This is a genomic window from Aggregatibacter kilianii (assembly GCF_003129965.1).
Lineage (GTDB): Bacteria > Pseudomonadota > Gammaproteobacteria > Enterobacterales > Pasteurellaceae > Aggregatibacter > Aggregatibacter kilianii_A.
Genome location: NZ_NRCJ01000013.1, coordinates 42,684 through 60,189, shown reverse-complemented (window position 1 = coordinate 60,189; position 17,506 = coordinate 42,684). Strand labels below are relative to the sequence as shown.

General features: G+C 46.0%; 12 protein-coding genes. 6 read left to right on the top strand and 6 right to left on the bottom strand.

What is annotated here, in order from left to right; all coding sequences use genetic code 11:
- Positions 1-150: 150 nt before the first annotated feature.
- Positions 151-1,008 carry a DUF4189 domain-containing protein gene (locus tag DK430_RS10440; RefSeq protein WP_109078999.1) on the top strand — a complete coding sequence of 286 codons (858 nt, stop codon included), beginning with the start codon at positions 151-153 and terminating at the stop codon, positions 1,006-1,008.
- 65 nt (positions 1,009-1,073) lie between these two features.
- On the opposite strand, the gene pyrH is transcribed toward DK430_RS10440, so the two are convergent.
- Positions 1,074-1,787: a UMP kinase gene (gene pyrH, locus DK430_RS10435; RefSeq protein ID WP_109078998.1), complete on the bottom strand. Its 714-nt coding sequence runs from the start codon at positions 1,785-1,787 to the stop codon at positions 1,074-1,076.
- 157 nt (positions 1,788-1,944) lie between these two features.
- Entirely contained in the window at positions 1,945-3,603 is a 1,659-nt protein-coding gene (locus tag DK430_RS10430) for a putative transporter (RefSeq protein WP_109078997.1), read from the bottom strand.
- Between the two features lie 158 nt (positions 3,604-3,761).
- Between DK430_RS10430 and DK430_RS10425 the strand changes: the two genes are divergently transcribed.
- The 5 genes from DK430_RS10425 (at position 3,762) to leuD (ending at position 10,989) form a co-directional block, all read left to right on the top strand.
- Positions 3,762-5,543, top strand: a complete 1,782-nt coding sequence (locus DK430_RS10425) for an ABC transporter ATP-binding protein/permease (RefSeq protein ID WP_109078996.1) — start codon at positions 3,762-3,764, stop codon at positions 5,541-5,543.
- Between the two features lie 576 nt (positions 5,544-6,119).
- Positions 6,120-7,667 (top strand): 2-isopropylmalate synthase, encoded by a 1,548-nt coding sequence (gene leuA / locus DK430_RS10420; RefSeq protein ID WP_109078995.1) that lies wholly within the window; start codon positions 6,120-6,122, stop codon positions 7,665-7,667.
- A 93-nt stretch (positions 7,668-7,760) separates the two neighbouring features.
- Positions 7,761-8,837, top strand: coding sequence for a 3-isopropylmalate dehydrogenase (leuB, locus tag DK430_RS10415; protein WP_109078994.1), 1,077 nt, complete (start codon positions 7,761-7,763; stop codon positions 8,835-8,837).
- A 129-nt stretch (positions 8,838-8,966) separates the two neighbouring features.
- Positions 8,967-10,376, top strand: coding sequence for a 3-isopropylmalate dehydratase large subunit (leuC, locus tag DK430_RS10410; RefSeq protein WP_109078993.1), 1,410 nt, complete (start codon positions 8,967-8,969; stop codon positions 10,374-10,376).
- Positions 10,377-10,386: 10 nt separating this feature from the next.
- Positions 10,387-10,989 (top strand): 3-isopropylmalate dehydratase small subunit, encoded by a 603-nt coding sequence (gene leuD, locus DK430_RS10405; protein WP_109078992.1) that lies wholly within the window; start codon positions 10,387-10,389, stop codon positions 10,987-10,989.
- Positions 10,990-11,043: 54 nt separating this feature from the next.
- Here the strand turns inward: leuD and glpQ are convergent, their stop codons facing one another.
- From glpQ to rnr, 4 genes are all read right to left on the bottom strand, one after another.
- Complete coding sequence (gene glpQ / locus DK430_RS10400) at positions 11,044-12,129, bottom strand: glycerophosphodiester phosphodiesterase (RefSeq protein WP_109078991.1); 1,086 nt, start codon at positions 12,127-12,129, stop codon at positions 11,044-11,046.
- 235 nt (positions 12,130-12,364) lie between these two features.
- Positions 12,365-13,807 (bottom strand): glycerol-3-phosphate transporter, encoded by a 1,443-nt coding sequence (gene glpT / locus DK430_RS10395; protein ID WP_109078990.1) that lies wholly within the window; start codon positions 13,805-13,807, stop codon positions 12,365-12,367.
- Between the two features lie 327 nt (positions 13,808-14,134).
- Positions 14,135-14,872, bottom strand: coding sequence for a 23S rRNA (guanosine(2251)-2'-O)-methyltransferase RlmB (rlmB, locus tag DK430_RS10390; protein WP_109078989.1), 738 nt, complete (start codon positions 14,870-14,872; stop codon positions 14,135-14,137).
- The gene (gene rnr / locus DK430_RS10385; protein ID WP_109078988.1) at positions 14,869-17,304 is read right to left on the bottom strand and encodes a ribonuclease R; all 2,436 of its coding nucleotides are present in this window, start codon (positions 17,302-17,304) and stop codon (positions 14,869-14,871) included. The genes rlmB and rnr overlap by 4 nt, the downstream gene beginning before the upstream one ends.
- Between the last annotated feature and the right edge of the window lie 202 nt (positions 17,305-17,506).

The following is a 17,506-nucleotide window of genomic DNA, read 5'->3' as shown; positions in this document are numbered from 1 at the left end:
TTTCCTTTTCAGTAAATAAAGATAAAACGGCGTGATTTTACTGGATTTTTGTAAAATTTTGAATCTTTTATTTTTGAAATATGGTTTCCCTGTTGTGATAACTATGGCTTTAAAATACAATTAGCCGATTCAATAACTTAGGGATTTACTATGTCTTTCTGGAAAAAACACACTTTGCGTCTAAGCGCAGTATTGGGTTCAGCTACATTATTATTGGGTTGTGCAACTTATGTTCATCCGGGCACAACATTATATTGGTCAGGTAAACATATCAACGAATACCTGGCTAGTGAAGGTCTTACACCGACAACTGAAAAAATGTGTAAGGATAATGACAAACCATTTATCATTTATGGTTTTGCGAAACCATCCTCCCAAATAGTTGATCGGGAAGTAGGACGTAGTTATAACAGTTATGGCGGTACTACAATCTATGTCAAAAAAGAACGCCAATACACAGGCAAGTACCTTTGGAGCTATATTTTCACCGATCTTGACGGGAAAATAACATCACACCGTTCTGATACATGGTTTGGTGACATTGATAAAGAATTTAGCTGCCAAGATCTGGATGGAGTGCTTAATGATGACAATAAACTTACCTCGCATTTCGGAAGACAAAGTTTATGGATGAGCATTGCCGGCTCACCGGATAATAAAAAAATGATGTGGGAATCCAGTAAAGCGCATACTTCTCAAAAAGATGCTGAAGAAGATGCCTTAAAACAATGTCGTGATGAAGGTAATACCGGTTGTAATGCCGTCATCTCTTATAGTAATGTTTGTTTATCAAGTGGCATTGGGATGCGTAACGGTTCTTACTTTGATGTACTCGGTTTTGGACTGAATAAAAAGTACGCGAACCAAGATGTCATTGAACAATGTGAAGCGAAAGGTGGAAGCAATTGTCGGACAGTCGTTGAAGGCTTATGTGCAACGGCTTGCGATATGCTAACCGATAAAAGTTGTTTATTACAGCCTCCACAAATACTTTACCCTAATCGATAAATTTTTATAAACACAAAAAACGGTAGAAATGATTTCTACCGTTTTTCTTTTTTACTAAGTTCAACTTAACAAATCGTGGTGCCTTCGTCGGTGCCGAGGATAACTTGGCGTAATGCGCCCGGTTTGCCCATGTTGAACACGCGAATCGGCATGCCGTGGTCTCGGGCAAGGGTGAAGGCGGCAAGGTCCATCACTTGCAACTCTTTGTCGATGACTTCCGCGTAAGTTAAGTTTTTATACAGTTTAGCATTGGCGTTTTTTGCCGGGTCGCAGTCATATACGCCGTCCACTTTGGTGGCTTTTAACACCACGTCCGCTTCAATTTCAATGCCGCGTAAACAGGCGGCGGAGTCGGTGGTGAAGAACGGGCTGCCGGTGCCGGCAGAGAAGATGACGACGCGTTTTTCGCGTAACATTTTGATGGCTTCGGACCAGTTATAAGTGTCGCAAATGCCGTTTAACTGGAAGGCGGACATTAACTTGGCGTTCACATCAGCGCGGTGTAGCGCATCACGCATAGCCAAGCCGTTCATGACGGTCGCCAGCATTCCCATGTGGTCGCCCACAACGCGGTTCATACCGGCTTTGGCGAGTTTGGCGCCACGGAATAAATTGCCGCCGCCGAGCACAACGCCCACCTCTACGCCCATTTCGATGAGCTCCTTAATTTCTAACGCCATTCTATCCAAAATGGAAGGATCGATACCGAATCCTTCGTCGCCTTGTAAGGCTTCACCACTGAGTTTTAACAGAATTCTTTTATAAATCGGTTTGCTCATATTTTTTCCTTTTGTGTTAACAAAAATCGGCTCATTCTAATGGATCTTGCCTAGTCTGTGAAGCAAACATTCGGAAACAGTCAAAAAAACGACCGCACTTTACACGACGGAATGTGTCGTCGCATAAAAGTGCGGTCGGTTTTCATCACGTTTTTGACTAGGCAAAACTCCACAACAGCAATGCCAATAATTGCGGCGAAATAATCCGCAGGAACATGGCGAGCGGATATACCGTGGCATAAGACAATGCCGCCGCGCCGCTGTCTTCTTTAATGGCATTGGCAAAAGCTAACGCCGGCGGATCGGTCATAGAGCCGGCAAGCACGCCGCACAGAGAAAGATAATTCAGTTTGCTGTATAAACGGGCGACAATGCCGGTGATCAGCAACGGCACCAACGTGATAATCACGCCATAGCCCATCCATTCCAACCCGTTACCGTTCAACAACGTGTCCAAGAAGCTGCCGCCGGATTTCAGCCCTACCACGGCAAGGAACAGCACGATACCGATTTCACGCAAGGCAAGGTTGGCGCTCGGCGGCATGAACCAATAGAGTTTGCCGACACTACCGATGCGCGCCAAAATCAATGCCACCACTAACGGGCCTCCCGCCAAACCGAGTTTCAACGCCACCGGGAAGCCGGGAATGTAAAACGGAATGGAGCCTAACAGCACCCCCAAGCCGATCCCGATAAATACCGGCAACATTTGCACCTGTTGCAGTTTTTGTTCGGCGTTACCGATGACGGAAATGGCGTTATTTAACACGTCGGTACGCCCTACCATGTGCAACACGTCACCGAATTGCAGGCTGGTGTTGGCGGTCGGCACCAATTCCACCCCGGCACGGTTTAAACGGGAAATCACCACGCCGTATTTTTGATGAATGCCCAAAGATTTGATTTTTTTACCCAGCACTTTTTCACTGGTCACCACCACCCGTTCGGCGCGAATTTCGCCGCTGATGTTGGAAATCGGCAAATCCAGTTCATCGCCGATAACCAAACGCATTTTTTTCAGTGCCGGCACTTCACCCACCAAATGCAACACGTCATCCAGAAAAATTTCCGTATCGGCTTTCGGCACGCTGATGTTGTCGCCGCGTTTCAAGCGGGAACAGACCACATCATGCGCTTCAAACCCCGGAATATCCACTAAACGCAAGCCGTCCAGATTCTTATTGGTGACTTTCACGTTAAGGGATCCTAGGGATTCCTTATCCTGCCCGCTTTCGTGTTGGAAATTGCGTTCTTCCTCATCCACTTTCACTTTAAACGCGAGGCGAATCAGCCACATACACAGCAAAATGCCACAAATACCGAACGGATATGCCATGGCGTACGCCATCCCCATGGTGGTGTTAGCGTCGGCAAAGCCCAATTCGCTCAGAATCTGTTGCCCCGCACCGAGCGACGGCGTATTGGTTACCGCACCGGAATAAATCCCCAAGATAATATCCAACGGTACGCCAACAATTTTGTGAATTAACACCACGGTCAGCCCGCCAAGCAACACGATTAAAAATGCAAAACCGTTCAGTTTTAACCCTGAACGGCGTAATGACGAGAAAAAGCCGGGACCGACCTGAATCCCGATAGTATAAACAAAAAGGATCAAACCGAATTCCTGCACGAAATGTAACGTGTGCATATCCAGTTTTAACCCGTATTCATTGGTAAAATGCGCCACGATGATCCCACCGAATAGCACGCCCCCCACGCCGAAACCGACACCTTTGATTTTCCAATGTCCGATCCACAGCCCGATCACGGCAACCAACGCCAACAGGCTGATCGTTATTGCAATATCGCTCATATTTACCTCAAACAAAATTAACTAAAAAAGATTATAACAAGTTGATTTTTCACTTGCTGAAATAAAACGAAAAAATGCCGACTCCATCACATTTTTACTTGCCTAATGAGAAAATGTTTTTAAAATGAACCGCACTTTTTTGCTTATCGGATGACATGATGGATTACACTCAAGAAGTTATTACCTCGTTACTTTGGATTGCCAAAACGCTGGCAATTACCGCCGTCGTTTTCAGCTTCAGTATCTTTTTATTGGTACGTTTTACCAACTGGGGCAAACAATTCTGGATGTTCGCGGGCGGCTATCTTTCGCCGAAACGCAGCATCAAACCGCTCTTATTTTTCGCACTGATCGTGACCTTAACCTTATTCAGCGTGCGCCTGAGCCTGGTTCACTCCGTTTGGTACAACAATATGTACACCGCATTGCAGGAATTTAACCAACCGGTGTTTTGGGAACAAATGGTACTATTCTGTTTCATCGCCGGTTTCTCGGTCACAGCGGCGCTTATCAGCTATTATTTGAATCAACGCTTTTCCATTAACTGGATTGAATGGCTGAACAGCGAAATGCTGGAAAAATGGATGAGCAACCGCGCTTATTACAAAAGTCAGTACAGCGGACACAATTTGGATAACCCCGATCAACGGATTCAACAAGATGTGCAATCTTACGTCAAAACCACCCTTTCCCTCAGCACCGGTGTGATCGACGCCGTCACCTCCATGATTTCCTACACCATCATGCTTTGGGGCTTGGCAGGACCGATGAGTTTATTGGGTGTCGAAATCCCGCACATGATGGTATTCTTGGTGTTTGCTTATGTGATCTTCACCACACTCATCGCCTTCTGGCTCGGGAAACCGTTGATCCGCCTCAACTTCGCCAACGAAAAGTTAAACGCGAACTACCGTTATTCCTTAATCCGCGTGAAAGAATACGCCGAAAGTATCGCATTCTACGCCGGCGAAAAAGTGGAAAAAAACCAGCTCTACAAACAATTCCGCGCGGTGATCAACAATATGTGGGACATTGTATTTCGAGCATTGAAATTTTCCGGATTTAACTTGGTGGTAAGCCAGATTTCCGTCGTGTTCCCGTTACTGATTCAGGTGGGACGCTATTTTGAAAAACAAATTAAGCTGGGCGATTTAATGCAAACCTTGCAAGTGTTCGGCAAATTGCATTCCAATCTTTCCTTTTTCCGTAACACTTACGACAATTTCGCCGAATATAAAGCCACATTAGACCGTTTAACCGGTTTCCAATACAGCGTGGAAGCATCGCAAAAAGAAAGCAAAACGCACATTGCCGACCACCCGACGGATGTTATTTTTCAGCATCTAAGTGTGAAATCGCCTCTTGGTAAAACGCTTATTAAAGATCTCAACCTCACCCTGCCGCAGGGCGATTCCTTGCTGATTCAAGGACAATCCGGTGTGGGCAAAACCACCTTATTAAGAACCGTCGCCGGCTTGTGGTCTTATGCGCAAGGAAATGTATTCTGCCCGCAACACAACAGCCTGTTCCTTTCACAGCGCCCCTATCTGCCGCAAGGGGATTTACTCACCGCGCTCTATTACCCAGACTCCACCACGCAGGCGGATTTGGTGAAAGTGAATGACATATTGCAACAAGTGCAACTCGCCCATTTGCAGGATCGTTTAGCGCAAGAACAGGACTGGAGTCGGATTTTATCCCTCGGTGAACAACAACGCCTTGCCTTCGCCCGCTTATTACTACACAAACCGAAAGTGGCATTTTTAGACGAAGCCACCGCCAGCCTTGACGAAGGCTTGGAAGATGCCATGTATCGTTTGATTCGCCGTGAGTTACCGAAAACCACGATTATCAGTGTGGGACACCGTTCGACACTGGTGGCATTACATGAGAAGCATTTGGAATTGCGAACAGACAGCACTTGGGCGTTAACACATTAATTTATCAGATCAACGTTAATTTTCTTTAATAGAAAACGTAGGGGCGGGTCCTGTGCCCGCCCAAGTTTTGATTTGATATTGACGGGCGGGCACAGTCCCCCTACAAAAAAACGCCGGCAAAAACCACCGCACTTTTATTTTTCTCCGCTAACGTAAAAAAGTAGAACTATTTAGCAAATAAAATTACGTCAGGATAAAAACGGGTGATTCGCAATAAAATTGGAATATTTTACTGCCAAGTTCGAAAATTTTAAATTTTACCTCTAATTTAATTTCACAAAATCAGCAAAAACAAAAAGAAAATGCTGAATTAATGTTTGACAGAAAAAATTAAATCCGTAATATGTGGCGCGTTCTTACAGATTTTATTCATTAGGATTTTCTATGTTTTATCACGTTTCTTTATCTCTCAACCTACTGCTCTCACACTCGTTGTGCGGCTAAGTTGTGGATGAAGAACAGTCAAATGTAGAAACACCCGAATCGTAACCCGCACTTCAGTTTGCGGGTTTTTTCGTTTTAAAAACACCGTAAAAAATGACCGCACTTTCGGAGTGATTAAAGAAGGAAATTGTTATGACAGATCGCGTGATTATTTTTGATACCACCTTGCGTGACGGCGAGCAGGCGTTGAAAGCAAGTTTAACCGTAAAAGAAAAATTGCAAATCGCCTTGGCGTTAGAACGCTTGGGCGTGGATGTGATGGAAGTGGGCTTTCCTGTTTCCTCCCAAGGGGATTTTGAATCCGTGCAAACCATCGCGCGCCATATTAAAAATTCCCGTGTGGCGGCATTATCCCGCGCCGTAGAGAAAGATATTGATGCTGCAGCTGAAGCTTTGAAAGTGGCGGAAGCATTTCGTATTCACACCTTTATCGCCAGCTCCGCCTTGCATGTGGAAGCCAAATTAAAACGCACCTTTGATGATGTAGTGGAAATGGCAGTGGCAGCAGTAAAACGCGCCCGTAACTACACGGACGACGTGGAATTTTCCTGCGAAGACGCTGGCCGTACCGGTATCGACAATATCTGCCGCATTGTGGAAGCCGCCATCAACGCCGGCGCCACCACCGTGAACATTCCAGACACCGTGGGCTACTGCTTACCGACGGAATACGGCAACATCATCGCCCAAGTGCGCAACCGCGTACCGAACATCGACAAAGCCATCATTTCCGTGCATTGTCACAACGACTTAGGCATGGCAACGGCGAACTCCTTAACCGCTGTGCAAAACGGTGCACGCCAAATTGAATGTACCATTAACGGCATCGGCGAACGTGCGGGCAACACGGCGTTGGAAGAAGTGGTGATGGCAATCAAAACCCGTCAAGAATTATTCGGCGTCGATACGCGCATTAACACCCAAGAAATTCATCGCGTGAGCCAAATGGTGAGCCAATTATGTAATATGCCGATTCAACCGAACAAAGCAATCGTCGGTTCTAACGCTTTTGCGCACTCCTCCGGCATTCACCAAGACGGTATGTTGAAAAACAAAAATACTTACGAAATCATGTCGCCGGAAACCATCGGCTTGAAGAAAGAAAAATTAAACTTAACCGCCCGTTCCGGTCGTGCCGCGGTGAAAGGCCACATGACCGACATGGGCTACACCGAACAAGATTACGATTTGGATAAATTGTACGATGCCTTCTTGAAATTGGCGGATAAGAAAGGTCAAGTGTTCGATTACGACTTAGAAGCCTTGGCGTTCATCGATATGCAACAGGGCGACGAAGATCGCTTGGTATTGGACAAACTTTCCGCCCACTCCACCAAAGAATACCCGGCAACGGCTTTCGTTCAATTAAAATTGGACGGCGAGAAATTAAGCACCTCCTCCATCGGCGGCAACGGCCCGGTCGATGCGGTATATAACGCGATTTTGACCTTAACCGGTTTAGACATCAAAATGTCGCACTATAACTTAACGGCAAAAGGCGAAGGCGCCGAAGCCTTAGGTCAAGTGGATATTGTGGTGGAACACGAAGGTCGTAAATTCCACGGTGTCGGCTTAGCGACAGATATTGTGGAATCTTCTGCGTTGGCGTTAGTGCATGCGATTAATGCGATTTATCGCGCGCATAAGGTGGCGGATATTAAAGGGCATAAGAATCAGTAAGATCACGTAGGGGCAAATCACATTTGCCCAAAGAAGTTAATGGAACATCAGGGCAAATGTAATTTGCCCCTACACAGAAATAGGAAAACCCAAATGCAATCATACAACATCGCAGTTCTCCCCGGCGACGGTATCGGTCCGGAAGTGATGGCAGAAGCCATTAAAGTATTAAACAAAGTGCAAGATAAATTCGGCGTGAAATTCAATTTCAACGAATTTTTCGTTGGCGGTGCGGCAATTGATAATTGCGGTTGCCCGTTACCGGCGGAAACCTTGAAAGGTTGTGAAGATGCGGATGCGATTTTATTTGGTTCCGTGGGCGGTCCGAAATGGACGAATTTACCACCGGATCAACAACCGGAACGCGGTGCATTGTTGCCGTTACGCAAACACTTCAAATTATTCTGCAATCTTCGCCCTGCGACCCTTTACAAAGGTTTGGAAAAATTCTGTCCATTGCGCGCAGACATTGCAGCGAAAGGCTTTGACATGGTCGTGGTACGTGAATTAACAGGCGGGATTTATTTCGGTCAACCGAAAGGACGTGAAGGCGAAGGCGCACAAACTAAAGCTTTTGACACGGAAGTGTATTACAAATATGAAATCGAACGTATCGCCCGTGCAGCATTTGAAGCGGCGATGAAACGTCGTAAACACGTGACCTCTGTGGATAAAGCCAATGTGTTACAAGCCTCTATTTTATGGCGTGAAACCGTAGCGGCAATCGCGAAAGAATACCCAGAAGTGACCGTTGAAAATATGTATATCGACAACGCCACCATGCAGTTAATCAAAGCACCGGAATCTTTCGACGTGCTACTCTGCTCGAACATTTTCGGCGATATTATTTCCGATGAAGCGGCAATGATCACAGGTTCTATGGGCATGTTGCCGTCTGCAAGCTTAAACGAAGAAGGTTTCGGCTTATACGAACCGGCAGGCGGCTCTGCGCCAGATATCGCCGGCAAAGGTATTGCCAACCCAATCGCGCAGATTTTATCGGCGGCGATGATGTTGCGTTATAGTTTCAACTTAAATGATGCAGCGGATGCCATTGAAAATGCAGTACAAAAAGTGCTTTCAGCAGGTCACCGCACCGGTGATTTAGCGGATGATTCTGTGCCTATTTCAACTGCGGAAATGGGTACGTTGATTGCGGATGCGATCTAGTCGTAGGGTGGGATTTATCCCACCATTCACAAAATGAATTTATTGGTGGGATAAATCCCACCCTACAAGTGCGGTTAAAATTCAAATTATTTTTCAACTGTACTTCCCTAACGAATTGAGAAAAACATTATGGCAAAAACACTTTACGAAAAATTATTCGATTCGCACATTGTGTACGAAGCGGAAGGCGAGACGCCGATTTTGTATATTAACCGTCATTTGATTCACGAAGTGACTTCACCGCAAGCGTTCGATGGCTTGCGCGTTGCCGGTCGTCAAGTGCGTCAGGTCAGAAAAACCTTTGGCACCATGGATCATAGTATTTCCACCCAAGTGCGTGACGTAAACAAACTTGAAGGTCAGGCGAAAATTCAAGTTTTAGAGCTTGAGAAAAACACCAAAGCCACCGGTATTCAATTGTTCGATATGAACACCAAAGAACAAGGTATCGTGCATGTGATGGGGCCGGAACAAGGTTTAACGCTTCCTGGCATGACCATCGTTTGCGGTGACTCGCACACGGCAACCCACGGTGCTTTCGGTGCGTTGGCGTTCGGTATCGGTACGTCCGAAGTGGAACACGTTTTAGCGACTCAAACCTTAAAACAAGCGCGTGCGAAAAGCATGAAAATTGAAGTGCGTGGCAAAGTGGCGCCGGGCATTACGGCGAAAGACATCATTCTTGCTATCATCGGTAAAACTACTATGGCAGGCGGTACAGGTCATGTGGTGGAATTCTGCGGCGAAGCCATTCGCGATCTTTCTATGGAAGGCAGAATGACCGTGTGCAATATGGCAATCGAAATGGGCGCAAAAGCAGGTTTAATCGCACCGGATGAAACCACCTTCGCTTATTTAAAAGGTCGTCCGCATGCGCCAAAAGGCAAGGACTGGGACGACGCAGTAGAATATTGGAAAACCTTAAAATCTGACGATGATGCACAGTTTGACACCGTGGTAACGCTAGAAGCGAAAGACATTGCACCGCAAGTGACGTGGGGCACCAATCCGGGGCAAGTCATCGGCATCGATCAATTAGTGCCGAATCCGACGGAAATGACGGATCCCGTCACCCGCGCCTCCGCCGAAAAAGCCTTGCATTATATCGGTTTGGAAGCCAACACCAATTTGAAAGATATTGCCGTGGATCAAGTGTTTATCGGCTCTTGTACGAATGCACGCATCGAAGATTTACGCGAAGCGGCAGCGGTAATGAAAGGTCGCAAAAAAGCGGAGAATGTAAAACGTATTTTAGTGGTGCCGGGTTCAGGCTTGGTGAAAGAACAGGCGGAAAAAGAAGGTTTGGACAAAATCTTTATTGAAGCAGGCGCGGAATGGCGTAACCCGGGTTGTTCCATGTGCTTAGGCATGAATGATGACCGCTTGGGCGAATGGGAACGCTGTGCATCCACCTCAAACCGTAACTTTGAAGGTCGCCAAGGCCGTAACGGACGCACCCACTTGGTCAGCCCAGCAATGGCAGCGGCAGCAGCCATGTTCGGTAAATTCGTTGATATTCGTGACGTAAAATTAAATTAAGGAGCAGAAGATGGCAGGATTTAAACAACTTTCAGGCTTAGTCGTACCATTGGACGCGGCGAATGTGGATACGGATGCGATTATCCCAAAACAATTCTTACAAGCCATTACCCGCGTGGGCTTCGGAAAACATTTGTTCCACGAATGGCGTTATTTAGATGTGGAAGGCACCAAGCCAAATCCGGAATTTGTGTTGAACTACCCGCAATATCAAGGCGCGACGATTTTGCTCACGCGTAAAAACCTCGGCTGCGGCTCTTCCCGTGAACACGCGCCTTGGGCGCTCGCCGATTATGGTTTCAAAGTGATGATCGCCCCGAGTTTTGCAGATATTTTCTATAACAACAGCTTGAACAATCACATGTTGCCAATCCGCTTGAGCGAAGAAGAAGTGGAAGAAATCTTCCAATGGGTATGGGCGAATGAAGGTAAACAAATTCATGTGGATTTGGAAGCCATGACCGTTACCGTCGGCGATAAAGTGTATCACTTTGAACTGGACGAATTCCGTCGTCATTGTTTGTTGGAAGGGCTGGATAACATTGGTTTAACCCTTCAACACGAAGACAAAATCGCGGAATACGAAAGCAAAATTCCGGCGTTTTTGCGCTGATTTGCTTAACTCTTAGGAAAGTAAAAGGCGGACAAATTGTCCGCCTTTTATCCATTATTTATGTTTTTTCAAAAACTCCACACCGGTATCAGGGAAGTCGGTAAACACACCTGTTGCACCGGATTTATTCAATAACGCATCATACATTTGATTTACGTCAGTGAAGAATTCAGGTAAGGCATCTTTACGCACGGTATAAGGGTGTAATTCAACCTTATATTGCGCCAATTCTTTCACTAAAGGCGTATATTCGATTTTACCCGGTTTAGATTTTTCTTTATCGACTAACATATACCAACCCGGACCAACACCATCGGCATATTTCACCACTTCCGCCATGGCACCCGGTTTAAACATCCAATCGTAGTCATAGTTCACCCATTTGCCTTTCGCATTTTTCTCTTCGGTTTCATGCCAATCGGTATAAGCCACTAATTGAACCAATTTCAAATCCATACCCATTTTCGGAAGTAATTCGGTTTTGATACGTTTTAACTCGTTGAAGTCAAAAGTTTGTAAGTAAACCATATCGGTTTTTTTGTCATAACCGTATTTTTTCAACACCTTAAGGGTTTCAACTGCAATGTCTTTGCCGTTTTGATGATGGAACCAAGGTGCTTTGATTTCAGGATAAATCCCCACTTTTTTACCGGTAGATTTTTCTAAACCTTGGATAAATTCAATTTCATCTTCAAAAGTATGGATTTTGAAGTGTGATTTCCAAAGAGGGAAACGACCCGGATAAACTTGAGCTTGTTTACCATCTTTTGTTTCAAAGTTTTCTGTCATATTTAAACTTTGAATTTCTTTTAAAGTGAAGTCGATCACGTAGTAACGACCGTCTTTACGGTGACGATGCGGGAATTTTTTCGCCACATCGGTTAAACCATCTAAGAAGTGATCGTGAATCACCACTAAACGACCATCTTTAGTCATGGCTAAGTCTTGTTCAAGGTAATCAGCGTGTTGTGCAAAAGCGAGCGCTTTCGATTCAAGCGTATGTTCCGGCAAATAGCCACTTGCGCCACGGTGAGCGATAATAATTTTATCTGATTTCATATTGTCCACTGAAGATTGCGCGCTACAACCGGCAAGCACGCCGGCAGCTAATAAAGAAAGGGCTAAAGTTTTAAGTTTCATAAGCATTTCTCCTTGAAAGTGCGGTTGATTTTTAGGGTGTTTTATGTGTAGCTGAACATCTTGACTCCAACCGTTTACGGGGGGAGCTGTCGCGAAGCGACTGAGGGGGGGAGTTCCCCCCTTCCGCCCTTCGGGCACCTTCCCCCGCAAGCAGGGAAAGGCAAGATTACATTTTTAAAGAACTCTAATTACAAAAAAGGCGGCAAGCTATTTGCCTGTCGCCTTTTTAAGCTAATTATTTAGTACCGTAAGTATCGCCTAATTTCGCTTTGTGTTTGCCTTCTTCTACCATTACGATGAAGAGTAATAACACCGCTAAGATACCGCCTGCGATCATGACGTAGAAACCGCCATCCCAGCCATAGAATTCAGCAGCCCAACCTACAACAGCTGACGCAGAAACCGTACCACCTAAGTAACCGAATAATCCGGTGAAACCTGCTGCAGTACCTGCTGCTTTTTTCGGTGCAAGTTCAAGCGCATGTAAACCAATCAACATAACCGGACCATAGATTAAGAAACCGATTGTGGTCATTAAAATAAAGTCAGTTAATTGATATGGGTTTTGATACCATGCTGCGTAGTTACCAATTTCCGCTTCCGGTGTTGCCGGATTTTTCCATAATGCCACTACTGCGATCGTAGTTAAAATCATGAAGATGAAACCGGTTAAACCACGTTTACCTTTGAATAGGTGGTCGGAAACCCAACCGCAAAGTAATGTACCCGGAATTGCCGCTAATTCATAAATGGTGTATGCCCAAGCGGTACCTTTAATGTTGAAGTGTTTCACTTCACCCAAGTAAACCGGGGACCATTTTAATACGCCATAGCGAATTAAATAAACGAATACGTTGGCAATTGCGATGTACCATAACAATTTGTTTTTCAATACGTAAGTCATGAAGATTTCTTTAGTAGAAAGTTCGTGCTCGTAAGTTTTTTCGTTATAGTCATCCGGATAGTCATTACGCCATTTTTCTACAGGAGGTAAACCACATGATTGCGGTGTATCTTTCATGATGAAGTAGATTGGAATGGCGATGATCATGGCGGCAATACCCGGATAGTAAAGGGATTGTTGCCATACATCTTTTGCTGTCGCTTCAACGCCGTGAGTGCTGAAATAAATGGCACTGGCTAACAACACCATGGCGCCCGGCACCATACCGCCGACGTTGTGGGCACAGTTCCAGATGGAAACGATGGTTCCGCGCTCGGATTTAGACCACCAGTGTACCATAGTACGACCGCATGGAGGCCAGCCCATACCTTGGAACCAACCATTCAGGAAAATCATGATCCACATAACCAAAATGCCGGATGTCGCCCAAGGGAATAACCCCATCATGGTCATACATAAACCGGATAATAACAAACCGAATGGTAAGAAGACCTTCGGGTTTGAACGGTCTGATAACATTGCCATAAAGAATTTGGATAAACCGTAAGCAAGCCCTGCCGCCGTTCCCACAATACCTAATTCGGCTTTGTTATACATTCCGGCTTCAATCAAGCCTTTTTGCGCCAAATCGAAGTTTGCACGCACAAAATAATACGCGGCATAACCGAAAAAGATCCCTGCGAATACCTGCCAACGAAGACGTTTATAGGTGGAATCAATTTTGTCTGCCGGCAGCTCCGCAATGTGTGGAGCCGGTTTAAATGGACCAAACATAAAATTCTCCAAATGTTGATTAAGTCATACTGTCTTTTGTGAAAAACACGTTGGAATGATAAAGGAAATCTAAAAACAGAAAAGGGGAATTATGGGATTTTGTGAGAGATATCACAAAAAATATACTCCATTTGATTGAATGCGAAACATCAAAGTGCAAAAACTGAAAATAAATGCTCTTTTTCGCGCATAATTTGTAAGGAAATTATTGGAATGAAAATGATTTTGGGCTTTTGCCAAAGAAAAGTGCGGTCGTTTTTGAAAGTGTTTTTTGAAGAAGATTGAAAAATAAGACGAGCTCAACCCCCGTCCTATCCGCAGATGAATTTACCCCAAGCGTTGACGTACAATTTCAAACAAACATACGCCGGTGGCGACAGAAACATTGAGAGACGACACGGAGCCCGCCATCGGAATGCTAATCAGCTGATCGCAGTGCTCGCGGGTTAAGCGGCGCATGCCTTCGCCTTCCGCACCCATCACCAACGCCAGTGCCCCGGTCAGTTTCGTTTGATACAAGGTTTCGGTGGCTTCCCCTGCAGTGCCGACAACCCACACATTATGACGTTCTTGTAGATCGCGCAAGGTACGGGCGAGATTGGTTACGCGAATCAGCGGCACATTTTCTGCCGCACCGCACGCCACTTTACGCGCGGTGGAATTCAGTTGTGCGGATTTATCTTTCGGCACGATTACCGCACTCACGCCCGCCGCATCGGCAGTACGTAAACACGCTCCTAGATTATGCGGATCCGTCACGCCGTCCAGCACCAATAACAACGGCGCATTTTTGCTCTCCAGTAAACGATCCAAATCATGTTCGTTTAACTCCGGTAAGCCGTGCACGCGTGCAATAATGCCTTGGTGCACTTCGCCCTCGGCTTTTTTGTCCAAGGTTTGTCGGTTTAAAAATTGAACGGAAATGCCCAAGCGTTGAATTTCATTAATCAAGGGTTGCAAACGTTGGTCTTCACGGCCTTTTAATGCCAGCACTTCAATTAAACGTTCCGGATGATGGGTGACAAATGCTTTCACCGCGTGGATGCCATAAATGGTTTCACTCATGCTTTTTTCTTCGCCTTGTTAGTGTTAGAGGCGGTTTTGGGTTTCGTTTTAGAAACACCGCTTTTTTTAACCGCACTTTTTTCTGATGTTGTGTTTTTCTTTGCCGCCGTTTTCTTTATAGCCGTTTTCTTTGTGGCTGCTTTTTTTGTCACAGCCTTCTTAGAAGCACCGGCTTCAGCTCTTTTCGCTTTCGTTTTCGCCGTTTTGCCGCTACGTCTCGGTTTACGCTCACTGGAAATTAACGCAAAATCAATTTGTTTTTGCTCCAGACTGACTGTCTCTACACGCACTTTCACTGCGTCGCCCACGCGGAAAATCATGCCGCTGTTTTCGCCGATGAGGCGCTGTTTCGGCATATCGAACAAATAGTAATCGTTCGCTAAGTTTGAAATGTGCACCAAACCGTCGATAAACAAATCGTTCAAACGCACAAAAAAACCGAAGCCGGTAACAGAAGAAATCACGCCGTCGAACGCTTCGCCCACATGATCCTGCATATATTCGCATTTCAGCCAATCCGCCACTTCGCGGGTCGCATCGTCGGCACGGCGCTCTGTAGAGGAACAATGGGCGCCGAACACATCCATTTCGTCCGCTTGATAATGATACCCGCCGGTATCGGTGGTTTTGCGTTTGGAACCTTTCTGTTTCGCCAACAAATATTTGATACTGCGATGTAGGGTTAAATCGGGATAACGGCGAATCGGCGAGGTGAAATGCGCATATTCGCTCAATGCCAAGCCGAAATGCCCGGTATTATCGGCGCTATACACCGCTTGACTCATGGAGCGCAAGAGCATGGTTTGAATCAATTCCCGATCAGGGCGTTGTTTAATCTGTTCCAACAATGCCGCATAATCCATCGGCGTCGGTTTATTGCCGCCGCCCAAGGTTAAGCCGCATTCGGCAAGGAAACTGCGAAACGCCGTGAGCTTTTCCTCGCCCGGCAAGGCGTGAATACGATACAACGCCGCTTCGTGATTTTTCTCGACAAAATTTGCCGCCGCAATGTTCGCCAAAATCATACATTCTTCAATGATTTTATGGGCATTGTTGCGCACCACGGGTTCAATGCGCTCAATGCGTCCCAAGGCGTTAAAAATAAATTTACTCTCGACAGTTTCAAATTCAATCGCGCCACGTTGTTGGCGGGCTTTCACCAACGCCCGATACATCTCGTGCAGGTCTTGTAAATGGGGCACTAACGGGGCATAACGCTCGCAAAGTGCGGTGTCTTTTTCCAGTATTTTTGCCACTTTGTTATAGGTTAAACGGGCGTGGGAGTTCATTACTGCTTCATAAAACCGGTAATCCGTCATTTTGCCTTTGGCAGACAAGGTGATTTCACACACCATGCACAGGCGATCCACTTGCGGATTTAAGGAACACAACCCGTTGGACAATTTTTCCGGTAGCATAGGCACCACGCGATTCGGGAAATACACGGAATTGCCGCGAGTGTACGCCTCCGTATCTAGCGCGCTTTTCGGACGTACGTAATAACTCACATCGGCAATCGCCACCCAGAGTTTCCAACCTTTACCCTGTTTTTGACAAAAGACCGCATCGTCAAAATCGCGCGCGTCTTCGCCGTCGATGGTCACCAACGGCAAATCGCGCAAATCCACCCGCCCGCGTTTTGCTTCTTCCGGGACGTCTTCCTGCCATTTTTTAAGTTGTTTTTCCACCGCACTTGGGAACACATGCGGAATATCATGCTTGCGAATAGCAATTTCCACTTCCATGCCTTTCGCCATGCTTTCGCCAAGAATTTCGGTGATTTTGCCGATAGGCTGGAAGAACGGAGCGGTGCGCGGATTGAGTTCCACCACCACAACCTGCCCCATGCGTGCGCCGAGACGGGCTTCATCAGGAATTAAAATATCACGTGTGATTCTGCTGTCGTCCGGCACCACATAACCGATGCCCTGTTCGAGGAAAAACCGCCCGACAATTTGCTTTTTGTTGGCTTCCAACACCCGCACAATACGCACTTCCGGACGACCTTTGCGGTCAAAGCCGTTGGCTTGCGCCAACACATAATCGCCGTGCATGACTTTTTGCATTTGCACGTTCGGAATGAAAAAATCCTCTTTTTTCCCTTCCACTTGCAAAAATCCGAATCCTTCCCGATGCCCTATAACCATGCCTTTGAGCAAATCCAGTTTTTCCGGCAAGGCATAGCGTTTACGTTTAGTGAACACCAACTGACCGTCATTTTCCATGGCGCGCAAACGACGGCGCATGGCTTCCTGTTGTTCTTCGCTATCAACGACAAGCGCGGCAAAGATTTCTTCTTTGCTCATCGGGGAATTGTGCTTGCGAATAATTTGCAGGATAAATTCGCGGCTGGGAATCGGGTTATCATATTTCGCCAATTCTTTTGCGTAATTCGGATCCTGCAAAGCGGTTTTACTGTTTTTTTTCGCCATAATTTTTTATCAGTCAAATAAAGTGCGGTCAGTTTACACCCTGTTTTGACTAAAGCAAGGGAAATGATATGCCCAAGGGCTTAAATACAGGCTCTAAAACCTTGAACGTAAAGGTTTCCCGTGGATTTTTTTACCTTATTTATACAAAATTTTCTGTTATAACCCCGCATTTTTTGGTACATTTAGCACAATTTTTTTGACG